Genomic DNA, 24,252 nt, shown 5'->3' on the forward strand with positions numbered 1-24,252 from the left:
TCGGCCTCCCGCTCATCAGAAGTTGCCCAGTCCGCCGCAGACGTTGAGCGCCTGGGCCGTGATCGACGCGGCGAGGTCCGTCGTCAGATAGCCGACCAGCCCCGCCACCTCCTGCGGTGTCGAGTAGCGCCCGAGGGGGATCTTCGCCTCGAACCGCTCCAGCACCTCCTCGTCCGTGGTGTTCCAGGCGGCCGCGTAACCGGCCCGCACCCGCTCCGCCATCGGCGTCTCGACGTACCCGGGGCAGACCGCGTTGACGGTGACCCCGGCCGGGGCGAGCTCCTTGCCCAGCGCCTTGGTGAAGCCGACGACGGCGTGCTTGGAGGCCGAGTAGGGGGCGCCCAGCAGTACGCCCTGCTTGCCCGCCGTGGAGGCGATGTTGATGATCCGTCCGTGGCCGCCCGCCGCCGCTGCCTCGGTCAGCCCGCCGTGCTTGAGCACCTCGCGGGTGAGCAGGAAGACGCTGTTGAGATTGGTGTCGATGACGTCGTACCAGAGCTCGTCGCTGATGTCGGCGGTCGGACCGCCGCCGCTGCGACCGGCGTTGTTGACCAGGACCGTGATCGGCCCGTAGGTCGCGACGGCCGCCGCGACCAGGAACCGCACCTGCTCCTTGGAGCGCACGTCGGCGGCGGTGCCGGACACCTCCAGGCCTTCGGCGCGCAGCTTTCCGACGGTCTCCTCGACCGTCTCGGCGGTGCGGGCGCACAGGAACACCCGGTGTCCGCGGGTGGCCAGGTCCCTGGCCACCGCCAGGCCGATGCCGCTCGTGGCGCCGGTGACCAGCGCCACCGGGCTCTCGGGTGCCGCCGTCGATGCCGTCATCGGGGTGCCTCCAGTTCTTGGGTCGTGGCCTCGACCGTGTCCGGAACCGCTTGAGGAACGCCGGACGAGTGCTGGAGACCGCGCCGCGTACGGACCCGGTCCGGGGCCTCACGCCCGGACCGGACCGGGGAGCCGAGCGGGGACAGGGCCCGCTCCAGTCCGTGCCGGGTCAGCCGGGCGCCGCCGCTCGCGACATAGCCGTCGGGGCGGATCAGCAGCCAGCCACCCGCGTCCAGGCCCATTGCCCGGCGCAGCCGCCCGCGCGGGTCGTCCAGCGGATCGGGGCCGGTGGCGTCGCCCGCCGCACGCATCGTCCGTACGGAGAGCCAGCGCGCGTACCCGGTGGCCGCGTCCGCCGCGACCAGGTCCGCTTCCGGTCCCCCGCCCGCCGCGTACAGCAGGGTCCACCGGGTGTCGCGCAGTTCGGCGCGCAGCTCCTCCGCCCCGGGGTCACCGGGCTGCCGTGCGGCGACGGCCGCCGCGGCCCGGGTGCCCGGGGGGATTCCCCGGCCGGATCCGGTGGTGGTGAGCGAGCTGTGCCGATAGCCGATCCGCAGTCCGGACAGTCCGCCGAGCACCTTGCGCTGGATGGCCCGGCGCAGCGGCGGCACCCGGCGCACGACGCCGAAGACGACCGGCAGCATGACGCCGGCCAGGGTGTTCTTGAACTGGACCAGGAAGGTCGCCGTGCGGGTGGAGCCGAGCAGCGCCCTGCCGATGGGGACGCGCTCCTCGTCGTAGGTGCTGAGCAGTTCGCGGCCGGCCTGGCCCTGGGCCACCATGGCGAGTTTCCAGGCCAGGTTGTAGGCCTCCTGGATGCCGGTGTTCATGCCCTGCCCGGAGGCGGGGCTGTGTACGTGGGCGGCGTCCCCGGCGACGAAGCAGCGGCCGTCCTGCATGCGCGGCACCATGCGCTGCTGGAAGGTGAAGACGGAGGACCAGTCGGGTGCGCCGACGGTCACCCGGTGGCCGAGGCCGGCGCTGAGTTTGGCGCCGAAGCGGGCGGCTGCCTGCGCGGGGTCGGCACCGGGGCGGGGCGCGGTGTCGAGCAGCCGCCAGCGTCCCTCGTCCTGGTAGGGGACCATCATCAGGGCCTGCCCGCCGGTGTGCACCCAGTAGATGCTGTCCTGCGGGAGTTCGGTGGTGACCGTCGTGTCGGCGAGTTCCCAGGTCTCGCTGGACTCACCGATCAGGGGCAGCCGCAGTTCCTTGCGTACGGTGCTGTGGCCGCCGTCGCAGCCGACCAGCCACGGGACGTCGTACTCCTCGGTGCTGCCGTCGGCGTGCTCCAGGCTCGCCCGGACGCCGTGCCGGTCCTGGGCGATGCCGGTGAGCCGGACGCCCCATTCGACGGTGACGCCGAGCCGGGCCACCGCCGCGCGCAGCACCTCCTCGGTGCGGGTCTGCTCGATGATGACGGTGTACGGGTAGCGGGTCGGCATGGTCCGGTAGTCGGCGTTCAGCCGGACCAGGCGGCTTCCCCCGGCGTACATCGTGAACGCCCGGTTGTGGCGCCCGCGTTCGAGTACCGGCTCCACCACTCCCATCTGATCGAAGGTCTCCAGCGTGCGCGGGTGCACCGCGACCGCCCTGCTGGTGGTCGCGGGCCCGGGAGCCGCGTCGACCAGCCGTACGCGCAGGCCCCGGCGGGCCAGTTCGTGGGCGGCGGTCAGCCCCACCGGGCCGGCGCCCACGACGAGTACACGGTCCATGCGGTTCATACGGCGGCCTCCTCGGCTGCACGGGTGCTGAGCTGCCGGCGCAGCGCGCGCCGTTCCGGCTTGCCGACGGGGGTGCGCGGCACCGCGTCGAGCACTTCGGCGCGGCGGATCCGTTCGTACGGTGCGAGGCGTTCGTTGGCCCGCTCGACGATGGAGTCGAGCACCGCGGTCAGGCCGGGGGCAGCGGCCGGGTCGCGCAGCACGATGCCCGTCCAGACCACCGCTCCGTGGACGTCGTCGGGCCAGCCGGCGGCGATGCAGTCGGTGACCCGGGGATCCTCTCCGAGGACCGCTTCGACGGCGCTGGGCGAGACGAGTTCGTTGTCGTGCTTGAAGACGTCGCCGAGCCGGTCGACGAGGAACAGCTGCCCGTCCTCGTTCAGGTGGCCGACGTCCCCGGTGGAGAACCACCCGTCGGCGTCCACGGGCGCCGGCCCCGGGGCGTCCAGGTACCCGGCCATCACCTGCGGCCCTCGGATCTGCACCTCTCCGGTGGCGTGGGTGCCCAGCACCTGGCGGGTGTCGAGGTGCACGATCCGGCACTCGGTCCCAGGCGCCACCCCACCAACCCCACCAACCACACCCGCCGCCCCCGGCCCGTGCGGGCTCTGGCAGTGGGAGAGCGGGGAGAGCTCGGCCATCCCGTACCCCTGCACGACGGGTACGCCGATGTGCTCGCTCAGCACCCGGGCGGCCGGGGGCGCGAGTGCGGTGCCGCCGGACAGTACGACCGTCAGCCGCGCCCCGCCGGGCGCCCCTCCACCGTCCGCGAGGAGCCGCTCGTCCCTGGCCAGGCGGTGCAGGCGCGCCGGCAGCCCGTAGTAGTGGGTGGCCCCGGCCCGAGCCGCGTGCCGCAGCGAGGCCCATGGGTCGGGGTCGGCGCACAGCACCTGCTCGGCGCCCGCGTACATCGCCGAGTTGAGGTGCATGACGTGGTAGAGCGGCAGGTGGTTGAGGGTGACGGAGTCGCTGCCGAGGTGGTGGGCGGCGGCGGTCTGGGCGGCGTTGGCGACCAGATTGCGGTGGCTGAGCCGGACGCCCTTGGGCCGTCCGGTGGTGCCGGTCGTGAACTGGACGCAGACGTCCGCGTCCAGTTCGGTGTCGCCGGGGGGCAGGGCCGGCCGGCCGGGTACGGAGTCCAGCGCGACCTGGAGCGGCACGGCGTCGGAAGGCACGATCCCCTCGGGCGCGTCGGTGACGACGACGGTGCGCAGGGCGGGCAGCCGGTCGGCCAGTTTCACCAGCAGCTCGGCGGCGGCCGTGGGCACGAACGCCACCTCGACGGCCGCCGCGGTCAGGACGTGCGCCAGGCCCTCCGCCCTGATCAGCGGATTGACCAGCACGACCGTGTTCCCGCTGCGCGCCGTGCCGTAGTACGCGGCGGGGAAGACCGCGTCGAGGGTGTTGGCCACGCCGACGCGCGCGCCGCGGCGGCCGAGGGTGTGTTCGAGGTAGGCGGCGAAACGGTCGGCCCGGTCGTCGAGTTCCGCGAAGGTGACCGGGCCGGCGGCCGTGCGCAGGGCGCAGCCCGCCGGGTCGCGTACCGCGGCCTGCCGCAGCAGGCCGTCCAGCGGGATTCTCGGGTACACGAACGTCGGCATGGTGCTGTCCTCCTGGCTCCCGAAGCGAGCGAACGCTTCGAAAGCCTTGGCGGGGGCGCTTGAGGAATCTTCGAAGGCCGCTCGATCTTCGGGGCAGAAGCTGTCCGGAACCGACGGAACGGAGTCAGCCCATGACCGTGCTCGCCGCCGAGCGGCACCATGTGAGCCGGCCGGAGCAGCAGCCCGGCCAGTTCGGCCTGCTGTATGCGGAGGTCCAGCAGTTCTACGCCCACCAGATGCAGCTGTTCGACTCCTTCGCCGCGCAGGAGTGGGCGGGCACGTTCACCCCGGACGCCGTGTTCGACGTACCGACGCTGCCGCAGCCGGTACGGGGCCGGGAGGAGCTCGCCGCGAACGTGCGGCGCAACGCGGAGGCCCAGGCGCGCAGCGGTGAGCAGCTGCGCCACTGGCTGGGCATGATCGATGTGCAGCCGCAGCCCAACGGGACGTTGCGCACCCGTGCGTACGCGCTGGTGTACCTGACCCCGAAGGGCGGGGAGGCGCGGGTGCACCGGGTGTGCGTCATGGCGGACACCCTCGCGCGCTCGCGCGGGGACTGGCGGGTCGTCCACCGGCTCGTGACGCGCGACGACCTGGCGTGACCCGGGCGGCCGGGGCGCAGGTCGACCGTGGCCCGATCGGGCCCACCGGCCCCGGCGGCATCACCGAGCCCGGCTGTATTCGGTCTGCCGCCGGACCGCCGCCGCTCATGACCCGCTACGCCCCTGCCCGACCACAGCCGGGCAGGGGCGGCTGCGGGTAGAGCATGGGCTTGAACTTCCGGTCCATCGGCCGGACGGCAGGGTCACGTTGATGGCTTCCAGAATCTCGACCGGTGCGCCGACGGCGCGGGCCGCGGTGTCCAGGGCCGCGTGGAGCCGGAAGGACGCACGCTGGTGGCGCAGGCCGGGGGCGGGGGACATCACCAGGGACTCCCCCAGCAGCTCGTACCGGACACTGCGGTCCTCCGGCAGCGCGAGGACGTCGGCGACGGTCCACGGCCCGGTGTGATCGGTTGCAACGCTCATTCCCTCCACCTCCACCTCCTCATCCGCACGGCACTGCCAGTGCGACCCGGACCGGTGCCGGGTGTCTCCTGGCAGGCTCTACGGCGGTGATCGTCGGTCCCGCGGAAGCAGGTCGGGATCGCCGTCGCGGGGCCCCGGCCCCAGCGCTCCTAGGACCGACCGGCAATTGGGGGGCGGAGACGTGGAGGGCGGCGAGGTAGTTGGTGACGGCCTTGTCGTAGGCGGTGGATAGCCTGCGGGAATGAGTAACGCGATATGGGATGCCCTGGCAGCGACACCCCTCCCGGAAGTGCGGCGCCGCGCGGCCGTCATGGACGACCTCGCCGGGGTCGAACCGGTGACGATGACCGGCGCACGCCGTCTGGCCTGGAACGACGGCGGCGGCCAGTCCGCGGTCTGGTACTTCGCGGAGGACGGCCGCGTGCTGCTGCTGACGTTCGACCACGAGTCGGCGCTGAATCTGTACGCCGAGGAGGATTTCGCCCTTCAGGAGTCCTTCTACGAGGGCGTCCCCGAGTCCCTCGTCGCCCTGGTTCGCGACCGTCCCGAGAACTACGAGTCGCTGAACCTCACGGACTCCGCGACGGGCCGGACGATTCACTACGCAGGCGGTGTCTTCTGGTACGACGGCACGCGCTGGCACGTGTCCGACGGCCTGGCGGATTACTGCCGCCGCGAGGACGCGGACCTCTTCGGCGAGTCCGGCTTCGACTACTGCCTGGACATCTACCGCTTCGGCCAGGACTTCACCCCGGAGACCGTCGTGGCGATCCGGGACGAGGACGGTTCATACGAGGACGAGAAGGAGAAGGAAGCGGACCTGTCCGGCGTCCTCGAAGTCTTCACCCGGCACAGGTAGGGCCGGTTGCGAATGGATCGTCTGTCAGACCTGACTGGGATGCTCCGAGCATGGAGATGACAGTGCAGCTGACGATCGACTGCTCCGATCCGCAGAGTTCTTTTGACGCCTGGTGCTGCTGGTGCTGCGCAGGGTCAAGGAGATCCGGTGCCGAAGGCCACCTTGTGGGTGATCAGTGCGCCAAGCCGGGTGTGGGTCACCAGGGTCGCGGCGCGGGCGCGCAGGAAGCCGGCGACGGGGTTGCCGCCGCCGAACATGGCCTTCGCCTGCATGCGCTGCATCCGGTGGACCGATGCCGCGGCCGGGACGCGCAGCCGGGCATAGGGTGCCAGGCGTTCGCGGGTCGGCTGCCCGGCGGCGAGCGCGTCGAGCAGCACGGGGTGCAGGGCGGCCGCGTCCTGGAGGGCCAGGTTGATGCCCTGGGCGCCGATGGGGCCGTGGGTATGGGCGGCGTCCCCGATGAGGACGAGCCCGTCGCGCACCCATTCGCGGGCGTGTGCGGCGAACACGTCGAGCAGGGTGAGGTCGCTCATCGACCTGATCCGGTCGTGCAGCAGGTCCTCGAACTGCGGCAGTGCACGGGCCAGTTCCGCCCGGATGTCATCGATCCCGCGCCGTGCGGCCTGGCGCCAGCCGCCGTGCGGCAGGGTCCAGCCGACGCGCAGCCGGTCGGGGTGGGTGTCGTGGACGAGTACGGCGCTGCCGGCCGCGCGGTGCACCCGTACCCGTCCGGTCTCCCGGCCGGGCGCGCGCAGCGAGAACCACGCCACGTCGTGCGCGAAGGACTCGGAGCGCCCCGCGTCGATCCCGGCCAGCGCGCGCGTCTTCGAGAACCGCCCGTCTGCGCCGACGACGACCCGGGCCTCGATGCTGACCTGGGTACGGTCCGGGCCGTTCGCGAAGATGCCGGTGCAGGGGCTGCCCGGACGGCGTTCACGCAGGGCGGCGATCCGGTGGCCCTCCAACAGGGTGAACCCGGGCAGCCGACGGCAGGCCGCGAGCAGTTCGTCCAGCAGGTGCGGCTGGGGCAGGGCCAGTAGGCAGTCGTACGGGGCGGGCAGCCGGGAGTAGTCGATGTCCAGGAGCACCCGCTCCCGTTCCAGCACCTGGAAGCCGCCCAGCGGCGCGGCCCCGCGGGCCCGCGCCGCGTCGAGCACCCCGAGTTCGTCGAGCACCCGCTGACCGCCGGGTTGCAGGATCTCGCCGTGGAACGTACGGCGCAGCGCGGTGGAACGCTCGACGAGCGTCACCTGGACCCCGGAGCGCAGCAGCATGAGGGCCAGGGCGAGGCCCGCGGGCCCCGCCCCGACGATGCAGACGTCGGTCTCGGCCGCTTCCGTGCGGACGTCGGTCCCGGGCGCTTCCATCGGTTCGCCGGTCGTCCGCTCAGACCGCGGCACTGGCGGCGAGCGCCTCGTTGACCATCGTCAGGAACAGCCGCGGGGTGTCGGCCTCGTCCAGCGCCTCCTCGTCGAGGAGTACCCCGTACTCCCGCTCGATGTGGCCGACGGTCTGCAGGAAGGCGAGGGAGTCGTAGCCGAGCTCCATCCAGTTCAGGTCGAGGACGTCGCCGTCGAGGTCGACGCCCTCCTCCTCACCCGCGCACTCGCGCAGGATGCGGGTCAGGTCACTGAGTCCGAGCCGGTCCATGGGTGCCTCTTCTCCTCGGCCGTGGGGTTCTTCGGTGGTTCCTGGGTGCGCGTCGCTGAGGCGGCGGTGCCTGGGTGCGCGTTGCTCAGGCGGTGGTTTCGGGGGCCCGGACGACGACGGCGGAGTTGAAGCCGCCACGTCCTCGGGCCAGTACCAGCGCGGTGCGCAGCGGCAGCCCCAGGCGGGGGCTGGGGGCTCCGGTCACCAGGTTCAGCAGGCAGTCGTCCGCCGGGAGTTCGGTGCCGGTGGTCGGCGGGATGATCTGGTCGCGCAGGGTGAGCAGGGCGGCGGCCACATCGAGGGCCGCGCCGCCCGCAGCCAGCCGCCCGGTCATCGACTTGGGCGCCGTGACGGGCACCCCGTACGGCCCGAAGAGCGCGGTGATCGCCTCCGCCTCGGCACGGTCGGCCATGCGGTCCCCCGCGGCGTCGGCGAAGACGACATCCACCTCGTCGGGGTGCAGGTCCGCGTCGGCGAGAGCGAGTTCCGCGGCCGCGCCGAGCCGGCAGAACCCGTCCGCGTCGAAGGTGGCGGCGTGCCCGGCGAGCGTTCCGTACACCTGGGCCCCGCGACGGCGTGCCTCCTCGGCGTTCTCAAGGATCAGGTGCGCACCGCCCTCGCCCACGACATGGCCGCTCGCGTCCTCGGAGAAGGGCAGATAGGCGCGTGCCGGGTCCGCGCGGCCGGAGAGCCCGCCACCGGCGACATAGGCCGCCCAACCCCACGGACATAGTGCGGAGTCGATGCCTCCGGTGACCACGAGCCGGGCACCCTTGCGGATCTGACGGCGGGCGTGCGCCATGGCGTCGAGGCCGCCGGCCTGCTCGGAGACGATCACCCCGGAGGCTCCGCGCAGTCCGTGCCGGATGGAGATCTGGCCGCTGTTGACCGCGTAGAACCACGCGAAGGACTGGTACGCCGAGACATGCCGGCCGCCCTTGCTCCACAGCGCCTCAAGCTCTCGCTGGCCGAACTCGAAGCCGCCGAAGGAGTTGGCGGTGACCACACCCGCGGCGTGGTCGGGCAGTCGCGCCGGGTCGGCTCCGGCGTCGTCGAGCGCTTCCTTGGCGGCGGCGAGCGAGAGCCGGGTGACCCGGTCGGTCTGCGGCAGCAGCCGGCTGGAGACATGGTCGGCGTCGACGAACCCGGGCACCTCACCGGCCAGCTTCACCGGATAGCCGCCCGCGTCGAACCGGGTCAGCGGACGGATGCCGCTCTCGCCGCGCAGGGTGGCCGCCCACCACGCCTCGGTACCGAGGCCGTTGGGGGCGGCGACGCCGATCCCGGTGACGACGGCCTCCGCGGTGCGCGCGGGTGTGCCGGTGGCGGGTGCGGTGCGGTCGCGGGGAGCGATGACGGTCGTCATGCGGCTGCGCCCTTCAGGCTCGGGCTGGTCAGGATCATCGCGCTCTGGAAGCCGCCGAAGCCGCTGCCGACGGTCAGTACCGCGTCGGTGCGCAGCCGGCGTGCGGTGAGCGGGGTGTAGTCGAGGTCGCAGGCCGGGTCGGGCTCGTGCAGATTCGCCGTCGGCGGGACCGTGTCGTGCTCGATGGCCAGGGCGCAGGCGGCCACTTCGAGGGCCCCGATCGCGCCGAGCGAGTGCCCGATCATCGACTTGATGGAGCTGACGGGGACCTCGTGGGCCCGCTGCCCCAGGCTGCGCTTGAACGCCTCGGTCTCGTGCTTGTCGTTCTGCTTGGTGCCGGAGCCGTGCGCGTTGATGTAGTCGATGTCCGCGGGCAGCAGCCGCGCCTCGTCGAGCGCGGCGGTGATCGCGGCGGCCATCTCCACCCCGTCGGGCCGCAGCCCGGTCATGTGGTACGCGTTGCTCCGCGAGGCGAAGCCGGAGATCTCGGCGTAGATGTGCGCGCCGCGGCCGCGGGCGTGCTCGTACTCCTCGATGACGAGGACGGCGGCCCCCTCACCCAGGACGAACCCGTTGCGGGTGTGGTCGAAGGGCCTGGAGGCGGTTTCCGGTTCGTCGTTGCGGGTGGAGGTGGCGCGGATGGCGTCGAAGCAGGCGGCCGTGATCGGGGTGATGGGCGCCTCGGCCGCGCCGGTGACCATCACATCGGCACTGCCCTCGCGGATCAGGTCCACGGCGTGACCGATCGCGTCGAGGCCGGAGGTGCAGCCGGTGGACACCAGCGCCACGGGCCCCTGGGCACCGGCCGTGCGGGCCACCTCGGCCGCCATGGAGCTGGGCACGAAGTAGTCGTACAGGTGGGGCACGGCCCTGGTGTGGTCGACGAGGGTACGGGTGCCCTGCTCGCTGACGACCCCGTACTCGGCGTCGAGCCCGGTGGTGCAGCCGAGCGCACTGCCGAGGGTGACGCCGGTGCGCGTGGCGTCGTACGTGCCCGCCAGGCCGCTGTCCGCCAGCGCCTCCCGGGCACTGACGACGGCGAACTGGGCGGCGCGGTCCAGGCGACCGGACTGCTCGGCGGTGAGCCCGGACTCCTGCGGGTCGAAGTCGGCCTCGGCTGCGATCCGTGAGCGGAAGCCGGAGGCGTCGAAGAGTGTGATGGCGCGGGTGGCCGTACGGCCTTCGGTCAGCAGCGCCCAGAATTCCTTGGCGCCCGGACGGCCCGGGGCCACGACCCCGATGCCCGTGATGACGACTCGTCTCATCGCCCTTACCCCTGTCCTGTGTGGTCGCGGTGGCCGCGCAGCACGATGCGGGCGGCCCGGCCGAGCATCCGGGGCAGTTCGCGGCCCCGCACGAAGAAGTGGCCGCCGGGCACGGTCCGCCGGACGAACCTCCCGGTGGTCCAGCGGTCCCAGCCCGCGACGGCCTCGGCACCGGCGAGGGGGTCCTCACGGCCGGCGACCGCGAGCAGCGGTACGGGCACGGGGCCCGGTGCCGCCGGTCCGGTGACGGCGGCGCGGAGACTGCGGGCGAGCCGCAGATCGGCGCGGAGCACCGGGAACACCGACCGGAACCACACGTCCCCGGGCCGTACTCCGGGCGGCAGCGCGTCGAATCCGTCCAGTACCCGCAGCAGTTCCTCGTCGGGCAGCTCGGCGGCGTCCGTGAGCGCGGCCGGGGCGTCCGGCGGTGGGCAGGCCCCGACGGCGAGCAGCGCGGGCATCGGCAGCCCGGCGTCCCGCAGCTCCTGGGCGACCGTGAGTGCGACCATCGCGCCGAGGCTGTGCCCGTAGAGCATGTACGGCTCCGCCGGCTCGTCGGCGATCCGCTCGAACAGGGGCTTGAGGTCGGCGAGGAGCTCGTCGCGTCCGGTCAGCCGGAGTTCACGGCGCCGCTCGCCCCGTCCGGGCAGTGGCCGGGCCGAGGTCCGCACCCCGCTCCCGGCGGCCTTGTCCCAGCGGTGGAACGAGGACACTCCGGCCCCCGCGTGTGCGAAGCAGTACAGCCGTACGGCCTGTCCGTCGCCCATCGCCACCTCCCCGGAACCGCCACGTCGGCCCCACCTTCACCGACCTCGCTCGAGGCGGGCTCGAACGGGTCTGCAGGGGTGCGAGGCCGCGCTGCGGCAGGAACGGTGACGCGGCCCCTGGCCGCGGCCGGGGTTATGCCGCGTAGAGGTCGAACGTCGATCCGCGGCGCGGCCCCGCCATCACGTCGAGCGCGGGATCGACCGTCAGCATCGCCTGGTGCAGGCGCTGCAGCTGCGGGGACGGCTCCACACCGAGCTCGTCCGTCAGCCGGCCGCGCAGCCTGCGGTAGACGTCCAGGGCCGTGGCCTGGCGGCCGGAGCGGTACAGCGCGACCATGGCCTGCGAGTGCAGCCCCTCGTGCTGCGGGTGCCGGGCGATCAGTTCGGTCAGTTCGGCGATGACCTCGGCGTGGCGGCCGAGCCGGAGGTCCGCGTCGATGCGCCGCTCGATCGTCACGAGCCGGCTCTCCTCCAGCCGCATGACCTCGATCTCGAGGATCGGTCCGACCCTGACGTCGACCAGCGCCTGGCCGTTCCACAGTGCGAGGGCCTTGCGCAGCAGTTCGGCCGCGCGCTCGTCGTCCCCCGCCTCGAACGCGCCCTGCCCCTCGGCCACGAGACCGTCGTACGCGTGAACGTCCACGGACTCCGGCGGTATCTGGAGCAGATAGCCGCCGTGCCGCGTCGCGAGCACATCCTTGGCGTTGCCCGGAGCACCCGGCCCCATGGCCGTGCCGAGTCTTCTGCGCAGTTGCAGAATGTACGTCTGCAGGGTGGTGAGCGCGCTCTGTGGGAGTTCGGTGCCCCAGATCTCCTCCATGAGGGTCTGTACGGGCATCACCCGCCCCGGGTACAGCGCGAGCAACGCCAGGATCTGGCGCGGCTTGCCGGCCGTCGGAACAATCGAGCCCCCGTTGACCTCGGCACTCAACGGACCCAGAACCTGAATCTTCACGGTCTCCTCCGTAATTCGTCGAGTTCCCATCGATTTTCAGCCTTCGACTTCCCGAACAGTAGCGGGGCACAGGGCAATATCCCGAAATTCTCAAGCCGGTGTCGAGCGGCCCTCCGCCGTCGCTGAACGCGGCCCGGAAAAGCCCTGGTGAATTCCGTTCAGGGGTGAGGAACCACCGGCCGACGGGGGTTGCGGGCCCGGGTCTCCCGGTGCCCGGAGCGGCTCAGGCGAGGCACTCCGGGGGGCGGCCGTGGTACGCCGCCATCTCCGCGAAGAGGGCCGGGACGTCCAGCGGCGAGCCCTCGGGCAGGCCCTGCTCCTCGGCGTATCCGCGGTGCAGGTTGGGGAGCAGGCGCTCGCTGTCGAGCAGCTGCGCGTACGGGCCGGGGCCGGTGGCCCGTGCCAGGTCGAGCGGGGTCGCACCGGCCGCGGTGCCCTCCTTGGCCAGCCGCTGGATCCAGCGCAGATAGGCCTCGTTGACGTCGAGGATCTCCGGTCCGCCGACCGGCCCGTGCCCGGGGACGACCGTTGTGGCGCCCAGGGCCCGCAGCTGCTCCAGGGCGCGCAGCGACCCGGCGACGGAGCCCATGACGCAGAACGGCGTGACGCCGTTCATCACGAGGTCGCCGGTGAACAGCACGCCCTGGTCGGGCAGCCAGACGACGGTGTCGTCGGTGGTGTGGGCGGCTGGACCGATGTGGATGAGCTCGGCCCTGATCGCGCCCACATGGAGCGTCGTGCGCTCCCGGAAGGTCAGTTCGGGCGGGGTGATCTCGATGTCGCCCCAGCACACGTCCGGCCACAGGCCGGCCATGTGCAGCCCCGCCGCCCGGACCATGGTGCGGGTCCGCTCGTGGCCGATGGTCAGGGCTTCGGGGAAGACGAAGTTGCCGTAGGTGTGGTCGCCGTGGAAGTGCGTGTTGACCACGGCGCGCGGTGGGCGCGGCGCCAGTTCGAGGGCGGCCCGGCGCAGTTGGCGGGCCCGGCTCTCGGTGGCAGCGGTGTCGACGAGCGCGCTGTGGCCGCCGTCGGTGAGGATGCCCGCGTTGTTCAGGCACCAGCCGCCCGCGTGCTGGACGTACGCGTGGACACCCTCGGCCACCTCGGTGACGGCTGTGGTGGCATGCACGGGACACCTCTTTCTTCGTCATCGGCGGGCCACGGCGGGGCCCGCCGATGATCCGGAATCCGAATTCACGCCAACCGGACCCCGGATTGTTCCTTCCTCCGCCTCGACCGGCCTTCAAGTCCTTTTCCGGCGCCCATTCGGAATTTCTCCAGCGAAATGCGCCGCCGTATTCGACGGCGATGTTCCGGACGCGGAGCGAAGGGACGGGGCCGTCACACGCCGACGGTTTCCTGAAGCACCAGGCGGCGTGGCGCGGCGCGGCCCCAGGGGAACCCGTGGTGCAGGTGGACGGCCGGCACGTGCCCGGCGTCGACCTCCACCGCCACCGCGGCCAGCACTTCGGGCACCGGCTCGATCTCCAGGAACCGCCAGCAGGCGGCCGAGTCGTCGACGGGCGGCCGGAAGGCGAGCACACCCCGGTCCTCGGCCAGGGTGAACGCGAAGGAGTCGAAGGGCAGTCCGAGCCCCAGCCCGCGCGCCTTGGAGTACGCCTCCTTCAGCGTCCACAGGCGCAGCGCGCGCCGGTCCCTCGTCCGCCCGGGGGCCGCACCGCCGATCCAGCTCTGCTCCTCGGGGGAGAACGTCGCGATGATGTTCGCCAGACCGCGTTCACCGCGGTCCAGCCGCTCGACGTCGACGCCGATGCGCAGCCCGCGCGAGACGCCCAGCAGGTTGTACGCGTTGGCGTGCGAGAGGTTGAAGTCCAGTGCGTCGCCGCCGCGCGGCAGGCCTCCGGCGGGCGTCTGGAGGAACGGCCGCCCGCGCGAGGAACGCCAGATGACCGCCTCGGCCTCGGGAATGCCGGTCTCCAGCGCCAGTACCCGGCGCACCAGGGCGTGGGCGACGAGGTACTGGCGGCGGTCGCGTTCGAAGAGGAAGCGGCCCGCCACCTCCTGCTCGTTCTCGTCCAGCCAGTGCGAGGCCAAGGTGGCGGCGATCCCGGGTGTGAGGTCGTCGTTGGGGCAGAACCACAGATTGACGGGGTCCGGATCGGATGCGCCCGAAGCCGCCGGGCGGCCGGAAGTCAGCATGGTCATGCCGGGCCCTCCTCGCCGCCCAGCCACAGCGGGACGCGCAGGAACGCGGACGCGGGCAGCGGCACGACCACGGTGCCCGCCCCATGGGCCCGCTCCAGGGCGGCCCAGTCGACGTCGAGCCCGGACAGCCACAGGCCGCACAGCTGGTGCAGACGCCCGGCCCGCCACAGCGCGGTGAGATACCTGTCCGTCTCGGGTGCGCCGGCCAGCCCCAGCGGGTCGGCGCCGCCGTCCCGCAGATCGGCGCAGGGCGTACCGTCCCGCACGAACCGTTCCAGGACCCGCACCAGTTCGGCTGTGTCGCCGACGACGGCGGCGAACCGGCAGTCCATGGCGGACCGGCCGGTGCGCAGGGACCGGGCGAGCGCCCCGAGCGGCGGCACCGGCCCCGGACCGCCGAGCAACTCCGCGAACCGCCTTGCGGTGGCGGCCAGATGGGCGGGAGTGGGAGCGGACAGGACGAACAGCTCACCGACCCCGGCCGCCGTCGGCCCCGGGTCCGTATCCGTCGCGGCGCCGATTTCGTGGCCCGCATCCGTCGCCGTGTCCGCATCCGTACCGGCCGGGAAGTACTCCTCCAGGATCACGTGCGCGTCCGCGCCGCCCGCCCCGCACGTCCCGACGCGGATACGGCGGGGCGCCGCGTCCGCGCGCTCCCAGGTCTCGGCCTCGGCACGTCGCGGACCGGGCGCCAGCACCCGGTGACGCAGCTGGAGAACCGCCCGGGTGAGCGAGGCCGCCCCGGTGGCCGCCCCTGCCTCGCCGACGAGCGCGCGTACGGATGCGGCGTCCTCCCGTACGACGGCGGCCGACGCGTCCAGGCCGGCCGCACGCAGAGCCGCCTGCGGCACCCGCTGCTCGGCGGCGTGCGCCGGGTCGGCCGTGGTGGTCCGGGACCGGCGGCCAGGGCCCGGGGCAGTGGAGTCCGGTGCGATGTGGCCCACGGCGCTGCCGCGGACCAGGCAGTGGACGCTGTCGCCGTCGGCCAGAGCCCGCGCCAGGGGCTTGAGGAGCAGTGCGCCGACACCCTCGCCCGCGCCGGGACGCCGGCTGGCCGGGTGCAGGAGCAACTGGACGCCGCCCACGAGCGCGGCGGCGCATTCGCCCCGGTGCAGAGCGGCGAGCGCGAGATGGAGAGCGACGAGCACGGAGGACTGTTCGGTGTCCACCGACTGGCTGGGGCCGGTGAGACCGAGCAGGGACGAGAACCGGTTGGGCAGGCTCCACCGGCCGCCGCGAGGCATCGGCCGGGGCCGCTCCGAGGTCCACGTACGGGCCGCGAGCAGCGCGTAGTCACCGCTCCCGGCTCCGGTGAACACGCCGACGCTGCGCGGCGTCCCGTCCGCGGCGGTCAGGGCGTCCAGCCGGCCGCCGGTGCACCCTGCGTCCTCCAGGACCTCCCACGCGGTCTCCAGGAACAGCCGCTCCTGGGGGTCCATCAGGGCCGCCTCGCGCGCGTCGATCCCGAAGAACTCCGGATCGAAGTCCTGTACGCGCTCCAGGTAGTGGCCGATCTCGTCGCCGGGCCGTCCGGGCGGCGGCGCCGAGGCGCTGCCGTGCCCGGCGCGCACCCGGCGCCAGAAGGCGGCGAGATCGGACGCACCCGGGTAGTGCCCGGCCATCCCGACCACGGCGACCGGCTCGGCGGGGGCGACGACAGGGCCCGCAACCGGACCCTCCACGACCTCCAAGTCGGGCCAGGCATCCGGCAGTTGGAGGACGGTGGGCGCCGGGCCGGTGGCGGCGGTGCCGACGGCACCGGTCGCGCCGGTCAGCAGCGCGGCCGCCTGGGCCCGGTCCAGATCACCGTTCTTGAACCGGGTCAGGACTTCTTTCTCGTCCATCGGGACGCGCTCCTTATGGGGTGGAACAGCCTCAGCCACGGCGAGCGAGCAGCACGACCGCCTCGTCCACGGTGAGCCGGTCGTCGCGGATCGCGTCCAGCAGGACATCGACGTCGCGCAACGGCGGGCGTGCCGCGGACACCGGGGCCGGCGCCCGGACGGGTTCGGCGTCCTGCGCGAACGCGCCCGTACGGGTCGCGATGTACGCCGCCACGGCGGCCAGGTTGGGGTGCTCGTACAGCAGGACCGAGCGCTCACGGAGTCCGAAGGTACGGTTGACCGAGGCGATGAACTCCGCGGCCACGATGGAGTCCATGCCGAGCACGTTGAAGGCGGCGGTTGTGTTGATGTCCCACGCGTCGCAGCACAGGATCGCCGCGAGCTGCTCGCGCAGCACCTCCGCGATCCGCGTCGTCGCCTCGGGCCCGGCGGATGCGGCAGGGGCGGCAGGAACGGCATCGGCGGCGAAGGCGGCGGCCGGAGGATCGACGAGCACGTCCGGCGCGGCGGGAACCGGGGCCGCGCCGCCCTTCACCCGCCTGACCTCCTGGGCGAAGGACGCCGGGGTCGGGTAGTCGTACAGGTCCGTGGCACGCACCTGGAGCCCGTACCGTCCGTTGACAACGGCCACGAACTCCACGACCAGCAGCGAGTCGAGCCCCAGGGACGGGAAGGTCTGCTCGGGGTCGATCTTCTCCGGCTTGACCCGCAGGACGTCGCCGAGCACCCCGATGAGGTCCGTCAGCACATCCGCGGGATGTTCAATCGTCATCGCAGGCTCCTCCAAGCCGTCGGTGGCACACGCTCACCCGGTGCTGCCGGTGACCCCGGCCGGTACCGGTGCCCCCAAGGCGTCCAAGGGGGCGTCCGCGGGATCGTCCGCGGGGCGGGACAGCGGGACGGTTCCCGGCATCCCCGCGCGGTAGTTCGCCTCCGCGCCCTCGGGCACCAGGCTCGGCAGCAGCAGCGACCACAGCCCGGCGACCCGGCGTTGGAGCTCGGCGTAGGGCATTCCCGTGCCGGCCAATGTCTCGATTCCGCAGGCCGCCGCGGCCACCAGCGATTCGATGCTCTCCCAGTCGGTCCCGGCGCGGAGCTCCCCCGCTTCCCGGGCCTGCCGCAACAGCTCGCAGACCGCCGCGAGCCAGAAGCGGTGGAAGTCGGTGACCCCCTCCCGCAGGCCCGCGCACTCCTTGGTGATGCGGAATCCGGCCGGGATCGACGGTTCCTCGCGCAAGTTGCGGGCCAGCCAATGGGTCGTGTCGACCAGGGTCTGGAGCGGGCGGAGTCCGGATGCGCGCAGTTCGCGCACCGCCTCGTCCAGCAACGCGCATCCCCGCAGCTGGACGGCCTCCGCCAGTTCCTCCTTGGAGGCGAAATGGAAGTACAGCGCCCCTTTGGTCACTCCGGCGAACGCGGCGATCCCGCCGAGCGTCGCGCTCGCGTAGCCGTTGCGGTGGAACATCTCGGCCCCCGCCTGCACCAGCTTCCTGCGGGTCCGCTCCGACCTCTCCTGCACCACGGCGCCTCCTCGGCCCATGGGCCGGGTACGTGTCCGGGCCACCGGGCGGGTCGCGGCCGCGCACCCGGCGTCGCGTACGGCCATCTCAGCCCACGCGGACGAGTCGCTCGGCGCCGCTCTCCGCCATCACCGGGTTCTCCGGGCTGGCCATGAGGATCGAGCGCTGCAGCCTGCGCAGGGCGGCCGACGGCTCGAGCCCGAGCTCACGCACCAGCGTGGTGCGCAGCCGCTGGTACACGTCGAGGGCCTCGCCCCGGCGGCCGGAGCGGTGCAGGGCGAGCATGAACTGCCCGTGCAGGTTCTCGTGGGTGCGGTACCGGCTGACGAGCACGGTCAGTTCGGCGAGCAGCTCGCGGTGCCTCCCGATCCGCAGATCGGCCTCGATACGCTGGTCGAGCGCGCACAGCCGGGTCTCCTCCAGCCGCTGGGTCTCCATGTCCAGCTGAATGCCACCGTGGACATCGGCGAAGGCCGGGCCGGACCACAGGGACAGTGCCTCGCGCAGCATCCGGGCCGCCCCCGGGAAGTCACCACCGTCCATCGCCCGGTACCCCATGCCGGCCAGCCGGTCGAATTCCCGTACGTCGCTGGTGCCGCCGCCGCTGTTGAGCAGGTAGCCGCCCGGCAGCGTGACGAGCACGTCCTTGGCGGTGCCGCGGTCCGTCTCACCGTCCGCCGGAGCCCGTTCGAGGGCGGTCGCGATGAGCGCCCGCAGCTGCAGTACGTAGGTCTGCAGTGTGGTCCTGGCGCTGCGTGGCGGTGCTCCCGCCCACAGTTCCTCTATCAGGGCCGACACCGGAACGACCTGGTCGGAATGGAGGGCCAGCAGCGCCAGCACCTGTCTTGGCTTGGCGGCGGTGGGCGTGATCGAGACCCCGTTCTCACGCACCGCCAGTGTGCCCAGTACTTCGATGTCCACGCCATTCTCCCCTGTCCGTGGATGAGCTTCGGCCAGTAAAAAACAGGACATGCGGTTTGTCAACACAAAACCGACCGCACCGTTCTTTCCTTCAACTGACCTGGCGACCCCTCAAAAACCCGTTCTGAGCTGCACAGTTGCCATGAAGCGACGATATGGAGGCTTCCTGGACTGCTAGCTCATTCCTCATCCAGAGCAGAAGGAACACGCCAAAACAAACCGACAGGTCTTCTCGTGGAAACGGCCGCTGACCTGCCCTCTCACCACCCGCACCCGACCACGAAAGAGTCCCGGCCCCTCACTCCCGTGAAGGGCCGGGACTCCGTCACGTCACCGGTCAGGATTGCCGGGTTCCGCCGGCCTCGATCACGGCGAGACTCGCCGCCGGCACGAGCGTCGGCAGCAACAGCCGCCAGAACCGCGTGACCGTCGACGCCGAGAGCCACATCGGGTCCCGGGCCCCGAGCACCTCGAACCCCACGGTCGCGGCCACCACGGCGGTCACCGCGTCCGGGACCGCTGTTCCCCGGCGCAGTTCACCCTCGGCCTCGGCCTGCTTCAGCGTCTCCTCGACCCAGCACCGCCAACGCTGCCGCAGATCCATCCGGGGCGGGCGGGACGTCTCGCCGCTCAGTGCGAAGCCGACCCGCAGCACCACGTCGCCGCGCAGCACCTCGGCAAGCATGTGGCTGACATCGACGAGGACTTGCACACGGCTCACCCCGAGCGGCATTGCACCGTTCGTGACGGCCAGCAGCCTGGTCAGCGCCGCCTCCTCGACGACGTCCACCAGGACGGCCTTGCTGGCGAAGTGAAAGTGCAGCGCCCCGTTGCTCACCCCCGCCCGCGAGCTGATCGCGGTGAGCGACGCCGCCGAGAAGCCGTCCCGGTCGAAGACCTCGGCCGCGGACCGGATCAGGGTTTCACGCGTACGCGCCGCGCGTTCCTGTTTGACCATCAACTGCTCCGTCACTGCCGAGGGTTGCCGTACTTGCCGAAAGACAGGCGATGACTATAACAAACCGCGCGTGCGGTTTCTGAAGATTTCCTGCTCGTCCGCCAAACACCGGGACCGAGGCCCGATCCACCCACCAGAACGCCGCGGACCCACCTCGAGTCACCCCCACTCAAGGGCAACTTGTGTCACGCTCGAACCATGTCGGACTGGAAACGGACACTGACTCGGCGCCGAACCGCGTCGGCCTGGCCGCATCCCCGAGAACAGGCAAATCGGAATGAACGCCTCCGCCGTCTTTGGATGACAAGGAGTCAGAAGCACTAGAAATTAAACCGGTTGGTATGTATTTTCAGGCCAAGGAACAGACCAGCCCTGAACACACCTCTCGCACCAGCCCAGGGGGAGCAATGTCTGCGAGCACGTTTCAGGTCGAACGAACAGCGTTCGACAGAGAAATGACGAGAGGCGCCAAGGCTTCCACGATCAAGCCCGGCGGCTTCTACCCCACCACTCTGACCACTACCGTTCCCAAAGAACTCGTACACCGTTCCGCTGTCGCGGAGGTCATGCTCACGGACTGGGAGCGGGTGGACGACACCCACTTCGTCATGTCCGCCCAGTGGCCGCGCGGCCACAGCTTCTTCACCCCGGTCGCGGACGGCTACCACGATCCGCTCATCGGCTGCGAGACGCTCCGCCAGATCGGCATCCTGCTGGGACACGCGGAGTTCGGTGTGCCCTTCGGCCACCAGTTCCTCGTCTGGGACCTCGACATCGCCGTACGTCCGGAGCATCTGCGGATGGGGTACGAGCCCGCTGCGCTCAGCATCGATGTCCACTGCACGCAGATCAACCGGCGCGGCAGGAACCTGTCGGGGCTGCGCTTCGAGGCGGTCTTCCACCGCGACGGGAACGTCGTCGCGACCGGGGGCGGCTCCTTCTCCTGCATGGCCCCTTCGGTCTACCGCCGGGTGCGCGGCGAGCACATGCCCGGCGGCAACTGGTACCAGCTGCCGCTGATCAGCCCGGCGGCGCCGCAGAGCGTCGGGCGCATGTCGCCCATGGATGTCGTGCTCTCCCCCACGAGCGAGCTGAACCGCTGGCAGCTGCGGGTGGACACACGGCACCCCGTGCTCTTCGAGCACGCGGTCGACCATGTGCCGGGCATGGTGCTGGTCGAAGCCGCCCGCCAGGCCACGGCGGCCGCCCTCGGCCGGTCCTCCTACCTCCCGCTCGGCATCGCCAATGAGTTCAAGCGGTACGTCGAGCTGGACTCCCCGTGCCTGATCGAGGCGTCCCTACTGCCCGAAACAACCCCCGGGGGCGAACAGAGCGTCCTCGTGACCGCCCATCAGGACGGTGCGCTCGTCTTCAACTCCACGGTGACGGCCGGATCGCACGGCAGCCAAGCTCTGACGAACGACATCTGACCGATGTCGAACAGCGGCTTACCCCACGTACGGCGGCTGCCCGGTAGGGGCAGCCGCCGTATTCACATGCCCGCACCAGTGCTCTCACCGGTGCCCTCTCTGATGCCCTCGCTGATGCCCGGAGGCTCTCACCCGAAGGCACTCAGGTGGTCGCTCGCCCATCCGCGGAAGGTTCCGGCCGGCCGGCCGAGCAGAGTGGCAACCGTGCCGTCCACCTCCGCCTTCGAACCCTCGCGGCCGCGCTCCGCACTTTCCAGCAGCGCCTCGACGATCTGGGCCGGATAGCGTGCGCCCAGTGCCGTACGGGCCTGCTCCGGCCCCAGTTCCTCGAAACGGAGTGGACGGCGCAGGAGTTCGGCGAGCTGGGCCGTCTGCTCGACCGCGGTGATCGCCTCCGGCCCGGTCAGCGTGTGGATTCTGCCCGCATGGCCGTCCTCGGTGAGGGCACGTACCGCCACCTCCGCCACGTCACGCGGATCGACACAGGCGTTGACCGACGCCCCGTACAGGGCTCGCACCACGTGGCCCGAGCGTATGGAGCCCACCCAGGAAAGCGTGTTGGACATGAACGCACGCGGACGCAACAGAGTCCACTCCATACCGGATCCGCGCAGCTGGTCTTCGTTGCGGCGCTGCCACCGGGTGATCAGGTCCTCGGCCCGGCTGTCGGCGACCGCGGCCGCGGATAGTTTCACCACATGCCGCACCCCCGCCGACCGGGCGCTCCGGAGAAAGCCCGCGTCGTCGTTCCCGCCGGGGTTGGTGACCAGAAAAACGGTATGAACCCCTCGCAGAACACCCACCAGCGACGCCGGATCCGAAAAATCCCCGGGCACGATCTCGGCCGCCGCACCCGCACCCGTAACCCGCCCCGGATCCCTGGCCATGATGCGAACTGGCAGGTCAGCGGGGATTCCACGGACCACTTCCCGCCCGATGGTCCCCGTGGCACCGGTGACAAGAATCATGGACTTCCCTCTCTTGTCCGACATTTCCCCGGCCGGTACGGACGGGGAGGCGGCCTGTAAGATACGAACTGGACGGTTTCTTTACCGCTCCCGACGTTCGACCACCCTGAGGAGGGAGGAGGCAAAGTGGCTGAGCAGCTACGAGCCATCCGTACCCGTCAGACGATTCTTTCGGCGGCGGCCAAGATCTTCGAGGAGCACGGGTACCAAGCGGCCACGATCTCCCAGATCCTCACTGAGGCGGGAGTCACCAAGGGCGCCCTGTACTTCCACTTCCATTCGAAGGAGGACCTGGCTCAGGGCGTCCTCGCGGAGCAGGACCAGCGGATCGTCGTTCCTGTCCGCCCCTCCAAGGTGCAGGAGATCGTGGACGTCGTGATGCTGCAGGCCCACCGGCTGCAGACCGACCCGATGGTTCGCGCCGGCGTACGGCTGACGATGGACCAGCTGGCGCAGAGCCTCGACCGCAGCGGGCCTTTCCTGCGCTGGGGCGAGGTCGGCCACGAGTTGCTCGAACAGGCGCAGGCGCAGGGCGAGTTGCTGCCCCACATCTCGCCTTCCGAGACGGCCGATGTCATCGTGGGCTCCTTCGCCGGCATCCAGTCCATGTCGCAGGCCGTCTGTGAGTACCGCGACCTCGTGGGACGGGTCTCGGCGCTGATGCGCCATGTGCTGCCCAGTGCGGTGGTGCCCTCCGTCCTCGCCTCGCTCGACCTCTCCGAGAGCCGCGGGGCCACGGTCTACGCCGAGGCCGTGAAGGCGGCCGGGATGCAGGACCTCGTCGACGCTGCCGGCTGAGCACCGGATGTTTCTGTGGGGCACCGTCAAGGGTGCCCCACAGAGGCGATGCCCTCAGGGACAGCACTCCTGAGTACGGCACCCTTGACGAAGTGCGCCGACAGCGCCTCCGTCAGGTCACGGCCGTCCCCCGATACCCAGGCAACGTAGCCGTCGGGTCGCACCAGCAACGCGTCGTGCGGCACCTCGGGAGTGGCCCGGGCCCGGACCACATTCAGGCCCCCCTCCCATTCCCGTGCCGCCTCCTGATGGCCGCCGTCTTCCTCTCCGAGGAGCAGCAAGATCGGCCTGCCGTCGCGCAGCAGCCCGATCACGTCGGTCTCGCCCTTCGCCGTGCTGAGCACCGCGTTACGGAGAAACGTTCCCGTCGCCCGGCAGGATCCCTCGATGTGGTCCGGGAGCACCGTGTCCTGTGCGCTGATCAGACCGGCGAGATACCCGTGTTCACGGTCCGCCGACAGAACCCCGGTGAACACCCGGCGCAGCGCGTCGAGTTCGGGACCGGGACGCATCAGCGCGAGCTGGGCCTGTGTCTGGTCGATGACCCGCCGGGCGACGGGACGGCGCTCCAGGTCGTAGGTGTCGAGAAGCCCCGCGTCCGCCGACCCTTGCACCGTCAGCGCGAGCTTCCAGCCCAGGTTCAGGGCATCGAGCACGCCGGTGCTGAGGCCCTGTCCCCCGATCGGGAAGTGGACGTGCGCCGCGTCACCCACCAGGAAGACCCGCCCCGCGCGGAATGTTCGGGCCAGCCGCGCGAAGTCGCTGAACCTGCTGAGCCAGCGCGGCGCGTCCATCGCGATCTCGCGGCCGGCGATCCAGGACACCTCGCGGCGCAACTCCTCCAAGGTGGGCGGCAGTTGCCGGTCCGGGTGCGCACCGTCGCAGTTGAGTGTGCGGATGTGCGTCCTGCCCTCCGCATCGAGCTTGGCCACGATCCAGCCGCGCTCGGTGCGGTGCCAGCCCTTGGGAAGCTCGTCCGGCCGCGCGAGCGTGACGGCCCCCATGAGCGCGGACACCGTCGCCGGGTGGGTGTCGGAGGCAATGCCCGCCCGGTCGCGGACCGTGCTGCGGGCCCCGTCCGCCCCCACCACGTACTCGGCGAAGCAGATCACGGTCCCCTGCGGCCCGCCGGCCGTGACCCGTACCCCGTCGTCCTCCTGAACAACCTCAAGCACCTGGTGCTCGCGCAGGATCCGGGCCCCGGCCGCCCGTGCCCGCGCCTCGAAGTGCCGCTCCAGCTCCGCCTGGGGGCGCTTGAGGATCGGCTCGGGTTCGCGTGCGGGAGCCGTGATGGTCAGTCCGGGCAGGCCCGCGAAGTGGAACGGGCTCTCCGCCGCGCCTTCGGTGTACGGGTACCCCTGCCCCGGCAGGTGACCGCGACGGGCCAGGGTCTGGACCGCCCGGGCGTGCAGCGTGGTCGCCTTGGGCTGCTCGGACACATCGGCCCGTGATTCCAGGAGCACGGTGTCGACTCCGTACCCGGCCAGTTCGGCGGCGAGCAGCATGCCGACGGGTCCCCCACCGACCACCACGACCTGTACCCGTACCGGGCTCTCCCCCTGCACAGCGACGCCTCCCCCTGGCTGCGGTCCATCCACCGAAGGAAATAT

At 71.7% G+C, this 24,252-nt stretch carries 23 protein-coding genes; 4 read left to right on the forward strand and 19 right to left on the reverse strand.

The window, feature by feature from the left end; translation table 11 throughout:
- Positions 1-15: 15 nt before the first annotated feature.
- The 3 genes from BT364_RS32265 to BT364_RS32275 are packed head-to-tail and all read right to left on the reverse strand — an operon-like array spanning position 16 to position 4,147.
- On the reverse strand, positions 16-825 hold the full coding sequence (locus BT364_RS32265; protein ID WP_072488759.1) for an SDR family NAD(P)-dependent oxidoreductase: 810 nt from the start codon (positions 823-825) through the stop codon (positions 16-18).
- Complete coding sequence (locus tag BT364_RS32270) at positions 822-2,546, reverse strand: FAD-dependent oxidoreductase (protein WP_256260309.1); 1,725 nt, start codon at positions 2,544-2,546, stop codon at positions 822-824. Before BT364_RS32270 ends, BT364_RS32265 begins: the two co-directional genes overlap by 4 nt.
- Complete coding sequence (locus BT364_RS32275; RefSeq protein ID WP_072488760.1) at positions 2,543-4,147, reverse strand: class I adenylate-forming enzyme family protein; 1,605 nt, start codon at positions 4,145-4,147, stop codon at positions 2,543-2,545. Before BT364_RS32275 ends, BT364_RS32270 begins: the two co-directional genes overlap by 4 nt.
- 131 nt (positions 4,148-4,278) lie before the next feature.
- Between BT364_RS32275 and BT364_RS32280 the strand changes: the two genes are divergently transcribed.
- A complete protein-coding gene (locus BT364_RS32280) occupies positions 4,279-4,749 on the forward strand; it encodes a nuclear transport factor 2 family protein (RefSeq protein ID WP_072488761.1) in 471 nt (156 codons plus the stop codon).
- Positions 4,750-4,854: 105 nt separating this feature from the next.
- Here BT364_RS32280 and BT364_RS32285 read toward each other — a convergent pair whose 3' ends face one another.
- On the reverse strand, positions 4,855-5,175 hold the full coding sequence (locus BT364_RS32285; RefSeq protein WP_256260310.1) for a Uma2 family endonuclease: 321 nt from the start codon (positions 5,173-5,175) through the stop codon (positions 4,855-4,857).
- A gap of 241 nt (positions 5,176-5,416) precedes the next feature.
- Between BT364_RS32285 and BT364_RS32290 the strand changes: the two genes are divergently transcribed.
- On the forward strand, positions 5,417-6,034 hold the full coding sequence (locus BT364_RS32290) for a hypothetical protein (protein ID WP_072488762.1): 618 nt from the start codon (positions 5,417-5,419) through the stop codon (positions 6,032-6,034).
- 134 nt (positions 6,035-6,168) lie between these two features.
- On the opposite strand, the gene BT364_RS32295 is transcribed toward BT364_RS32290, so the two are convergent.
- The 13 genes from BT364_RS32295 to BT364_RS32355 form a co-directional block, all read right to left on the reverse strand.
- Positions 6,169-7,401, reverse strand: coding sequence for an FAD-dependent monooxygenase (locus BT364_RS32295; RefSeq protein WP_072488763.1), 1,233 nt, complete (start codon positions 7,399-7,401; stop codon positions 6,169-6,171).
- Positions 7,402-7,420: 19 nt separating this feature from the next.
- Positions 7,421-7,684, reverse strand: a complete 264-nt coding sequence (locus BT364_RS32300) for an acyl carrier protein (protein ID WP_072488764.1) — start codon at positions 7,682-7,684, stop codon at positions 7,421-7,423.
- Positions 7,685-7,769: 85 nt separating this feature from the next.
- A complete protein-coding gene (locus BT364_RS32305) occupies positions 7,770-9,050 on the reverse strand; it encodes a ketosynthase chain-length factor (RefSeq protein WP_072488765.1) in 1,281 nt (426 codons plus the stop codon).
- Positions 9,047-10,315 carry a beta-ketoacyl-[acyl-carrier-protein] synthase family protein gene (locus BT364_RS32310; protein WP_072488766.1) on the reverse strand — a complete coding sequence of 423 codons (1,269 nt, stop codon included), beginning with the start codon at positions 10,313-10,315 and terminating at the stop codon, positions 9,047-9,049. The genes BT364_RS32305 and BT364_RS32310 overlap by 4 nt, the downstream gene beginning before the upstream one ends.
- A gap of 5 nt (positions 10,316-10,320) precedes the next feature.
- Positions 10,321-11,082, reverse strand: coding sequence for a thioesterase II family protein (locus tag BT364_RS32315; protein WP_072488767.1), 762 nt, complete (start codon positions 11,080-11,082; stop codon positions 10,321-10,323).
- A gap of 133 nt (positions 11,083-11,215) precedes the next feature.
- Positions 11,216-12,037 (reverse strand): AfsR/SARP family transcriptional regulator, encoded by an 822-nt coding sequence (locus tag BT364_RS32320; RefSeq protein ID WP_072488768.1) that lies wholly within the window; start codon positions 12,035-12,037, stop codon positions 11,216-11,218.
- A 223-nt stretch (positions 12,038-12,260) separates the two neighbouring features.
- Complete coding sequence (locus BT364_RS32325) at positions 12,261-13,166, reverse strand: MBL fold metallo-hydrolase (RefSeq protein ID WP_072488769.1); 906 nt, start codon at positions 13,164-13,166, stop codon at positions 12,261-12,263.
- A gap of 212 nt (positions 13,167-13,378) precedes the next feature.
- A complete protein-coding gene (locus BT364_RS32330) occupies positions 13,379-14,203 on the reverse strand; it encodes a 4'-phosphopantetheinyl transferase family protein (RefSeq protein WP_072488770.1) in 825 nt (274 codons plus the stop codon).
- On the reverse strand, positions 14,200-16,047 hold the full coding sequence (locus BT364_RS32335) for a beta-ketoacyl [acyl carrier protein] synthase domain-containing protein (RefSeq protein WP_072488771.1): 1,848 nt from the start codon (positions 16,045-16,047) through the stop codon (positions 14,200-14,202). Before BT364_RS32335 ends, BT364_RS32330 begins: the two co-directional genes overlap by 4 nt.
- Positions 16,048-16,078: 31 nt before the next feature.
- Positions 16,079-16,819 (reverse strand): phosphopantetheine-binding protein, encoded by a 741-nt coding sequence (locus BT364_RS32340; RefSeq protein WP_072488772.1) that lies wholly within the window; start codon positions 16,817-16,819, stop codon positions 16,079-16,081.
- A gap of 33 nt (positions 16,820-16,852) precedes the next feature.
- Positions 16,853-17,569, reverse strand: coding sequence for a ScbR family autoregulator-binding transcription factor (locus BT364_RS32345; protein ID WP_256260311.1), 717 nt, complete (start codon positions 17,567-17,569; stop codon positions 16,853-16,855).
- Between the two features lie 85 nt (positions 17,570-17,654).
- Positions 17,655-18,488: an AfsR/SARP family transcriptional regulator gene (locus BT364_RS32350; protein WP_072488774.1), complete on the reverse strand. Its 834-nt coding sequence runs from the start codon at positions 18,486-18,488 to the stop codon at positions 17,655-17,657.
- A 337-nt stretch (positions 18,489-18,825) separates the two neighbouring features.
- Positions 18,826-19,446 (reverse strand): ScbR family autoregulator-binding transcription factor, encoded by a 621-nt coding sequence (locus tag BT364_RS32355; RefSeq protein ID WP_072488775.1) that lies wholly within the window; start codon positions 19,444-19,446, stop codon positions 18,826-18,828.
- 455 nt (positions 19,447-19,901) lie between these two features.
- On the opposite strand from BT364_RS32355, the gene BT364_RS32360 reads away from it, so the two are divergent.
- On the forward strand, positions 19,902-20,876 hold the full coding sequence (locus BT364_RS32360; protein ID WP_256260312.1) for a ScbA/BarX family gamma-butyrolactone biosynthesis protein: 975 nt from the start codon (positions 19,902-19,904) through the stop codon (positions 20,874-20,876).
- A gap of 128 nt (positions 20,877-21,004) precedes the next feature.
- On the opposite strand, the gene BT364_RS32365 is transcribed toward BT364_RS32360, so the two are convergent.
- A complete protein-coding gene (locus tag BT364_RS32365; RefSeq protein WP_072488777.1) occupies positions 21,005-21,844 on the reverse strand; it encodes an NAD(P)H-binding protein in 840 nt (279 codons plus the stop codon).
- 126 nt (positions 21,845-21,970) lie between these two features.
- Between BT364_RS32365 and BT364_RS32370 the strand changes: the two genes are divergently transcribed.
- The gene (locus BT364_RS32370) at positions 21,971-22,642 is read left to right on the forward strand and encodes a ScbR family autoregulator-binding transcription factor (RefSeq protein ID WP_072488778.1); all 672 of its coding nucleotides are present in this window, start codon (positions 21,971-21,973) and stop codon (positions 22,640-22,642) included.
- 26 nt (positions 22,643-22,668) lie between these two features.
- Here BT364_RS32370 and BT364_RS32375 read toward each other — a convergent pair whose 3' ends face one another.
- Complete coding sequence (locus BT364_RS32375) at positions 22,669-24,207, reverse strand: FAD-dependent monooxygenase (RefSeq protein WP_072488779.1); 1,539 nt, start codon at positions 24,205-24,207, stop codon at positions 22,669-22,671.
- Between the last annotated feature and the right edge of the window lie 45 nt (positions 24,208-24,252).

The sequence above is a fragment of the Streptomyces atratus genome (assembly GCF_900119365.1).
Taxonomy (GTDB): domain Bacteria; phylum Actinomycetota; class Actinomycetes; order Streptomycetales; family Streptomycetaceae; genus Streptomyces; species Streptomyces atratus_B.

Excerpts from the sequence above, each read along its gene's own strand:
- BT364_RS32265 (WP_072488759.1), bottom strand. The coding sequence starts at position 825 with ATGACGGCATCGACGGCGGCACCCGAGAGCCCGGTGGCGCTGGTCACC.
- BT364_RS32270 (WP_256260309.1), bottom strand. The coding sequence starts at position 2,546 with ATGAACCGCATGGACCGTGTACTCGTCGTGGGCGCCGGCCCGGTGGGG.
- BT364_RS32275 (WP_072488760.1), bottom strand. The coding sequence starts at position 4,147 with ATGCCGACGTTCGTGTACCCGAGAATCCCGCTGGACGGCCTGCTGCGG.
- BT364_RS32280 (WP_072488761.1), top strand. The coding sequence starts at position 4,279 with ATGACCGTGCTCGCCGCCGAGCGGCACCATGTGAGCCGGCCGGAGCAG.
- BT364_RS32285 (WP_256260310.1), bottom strand. The coding sequence starts at position 5,175 with ATGAGCGTTGCAACCGATCACACCGGGCCGTGGACCGTCGCCGACGTC.
- BT364_RS32290 (WP_072488762.1), top strand. The coding sequence starts at position 5,417 with ATGAGTAACGCGATATGGGATGCCCTGGCAGCGACACCCCTCCCGGAA.
- BT364_RS32295 (WP_072488763.1), bottom strand. The coding sequence starts at position 7,401 with ATGGAAGCGCCCGGGACCGACGTCCGCACGGAAGCGGCCGAGACCGAC.
- BT364_RS32300 (WP_072488764.1), bottom strand. The coding sequence starts at position 7,684 with ATGGACCGGCTCGGACTCAGTGACCTGACCCGCATCCTGCGCGAGTGC.
- BT364_RS32305 (WP_072488765.1), bottom strand. The coding sequence starts at position 9,050 with ATGACGACCGTCATCGCTCCCCGCGACCGCACCGCACCCGCCACCGGC.
- BT364_RS32310 (WP_072488766.1), bottom strand. The coding sequence starts at position 10,315 with ATGAGACGAGTCGTCATCACGGGCATCGGGGTCGTGGCCCCGGGCCGT.
- BT364_RS32315 (WP_072488767.1), bottom strand. The coding sequence starts at position 11,082 with ATGGGCGACGGACAGGCCGTACGGCTGTACTGCTTCGCACACGCGGGG.
- BT364_RS32330 (WP_072488770.1), bottom strand. The coding sequence starts at position 14,203 with ATGACCATGCTGACTTCCGGCCGCCCGGCGGCTTCGGGCGCATCCGAT.
- BT364_RS32335 (WP_072488771.1), bottom strand. The coding sequence starts at position 16,047 with ATGGACGAGAAAGAAGTCCTGACCCGGTTCAAGAACGGTGATCTGGAC.
- BT364_RS32340 (WP_072488772.1), bottom strand. The coding sequence starts at position 16,819 with ATGACGATTGAACATCCCGCGGATGTGCTGACGGACCTCATCGGGGTG.
- BT364_RS32355 (WP_072488775.1), bottom strand. The coding sequence starts at position 19,446 with ATGGTCAAACAGGAACGCGCGGCGCGTACGCGTGAAACCCTGATCCGG.
- BT364_RS32360 (WP_256260312.1), top strand. The coding sequence starts at position 19,902 with ATGACGAGAGGCGCCAAGGCTTCCACGATCAAGCCCGGCGGCTTCTAC.
- BT364_RS32365 (WP_072488777.1), bottom strand. The coding sequence starts at position 21,844 with ATGATTCTTGTCACCGGTGCCACGGGGACCATCGGGCGGGAAGTGGTC.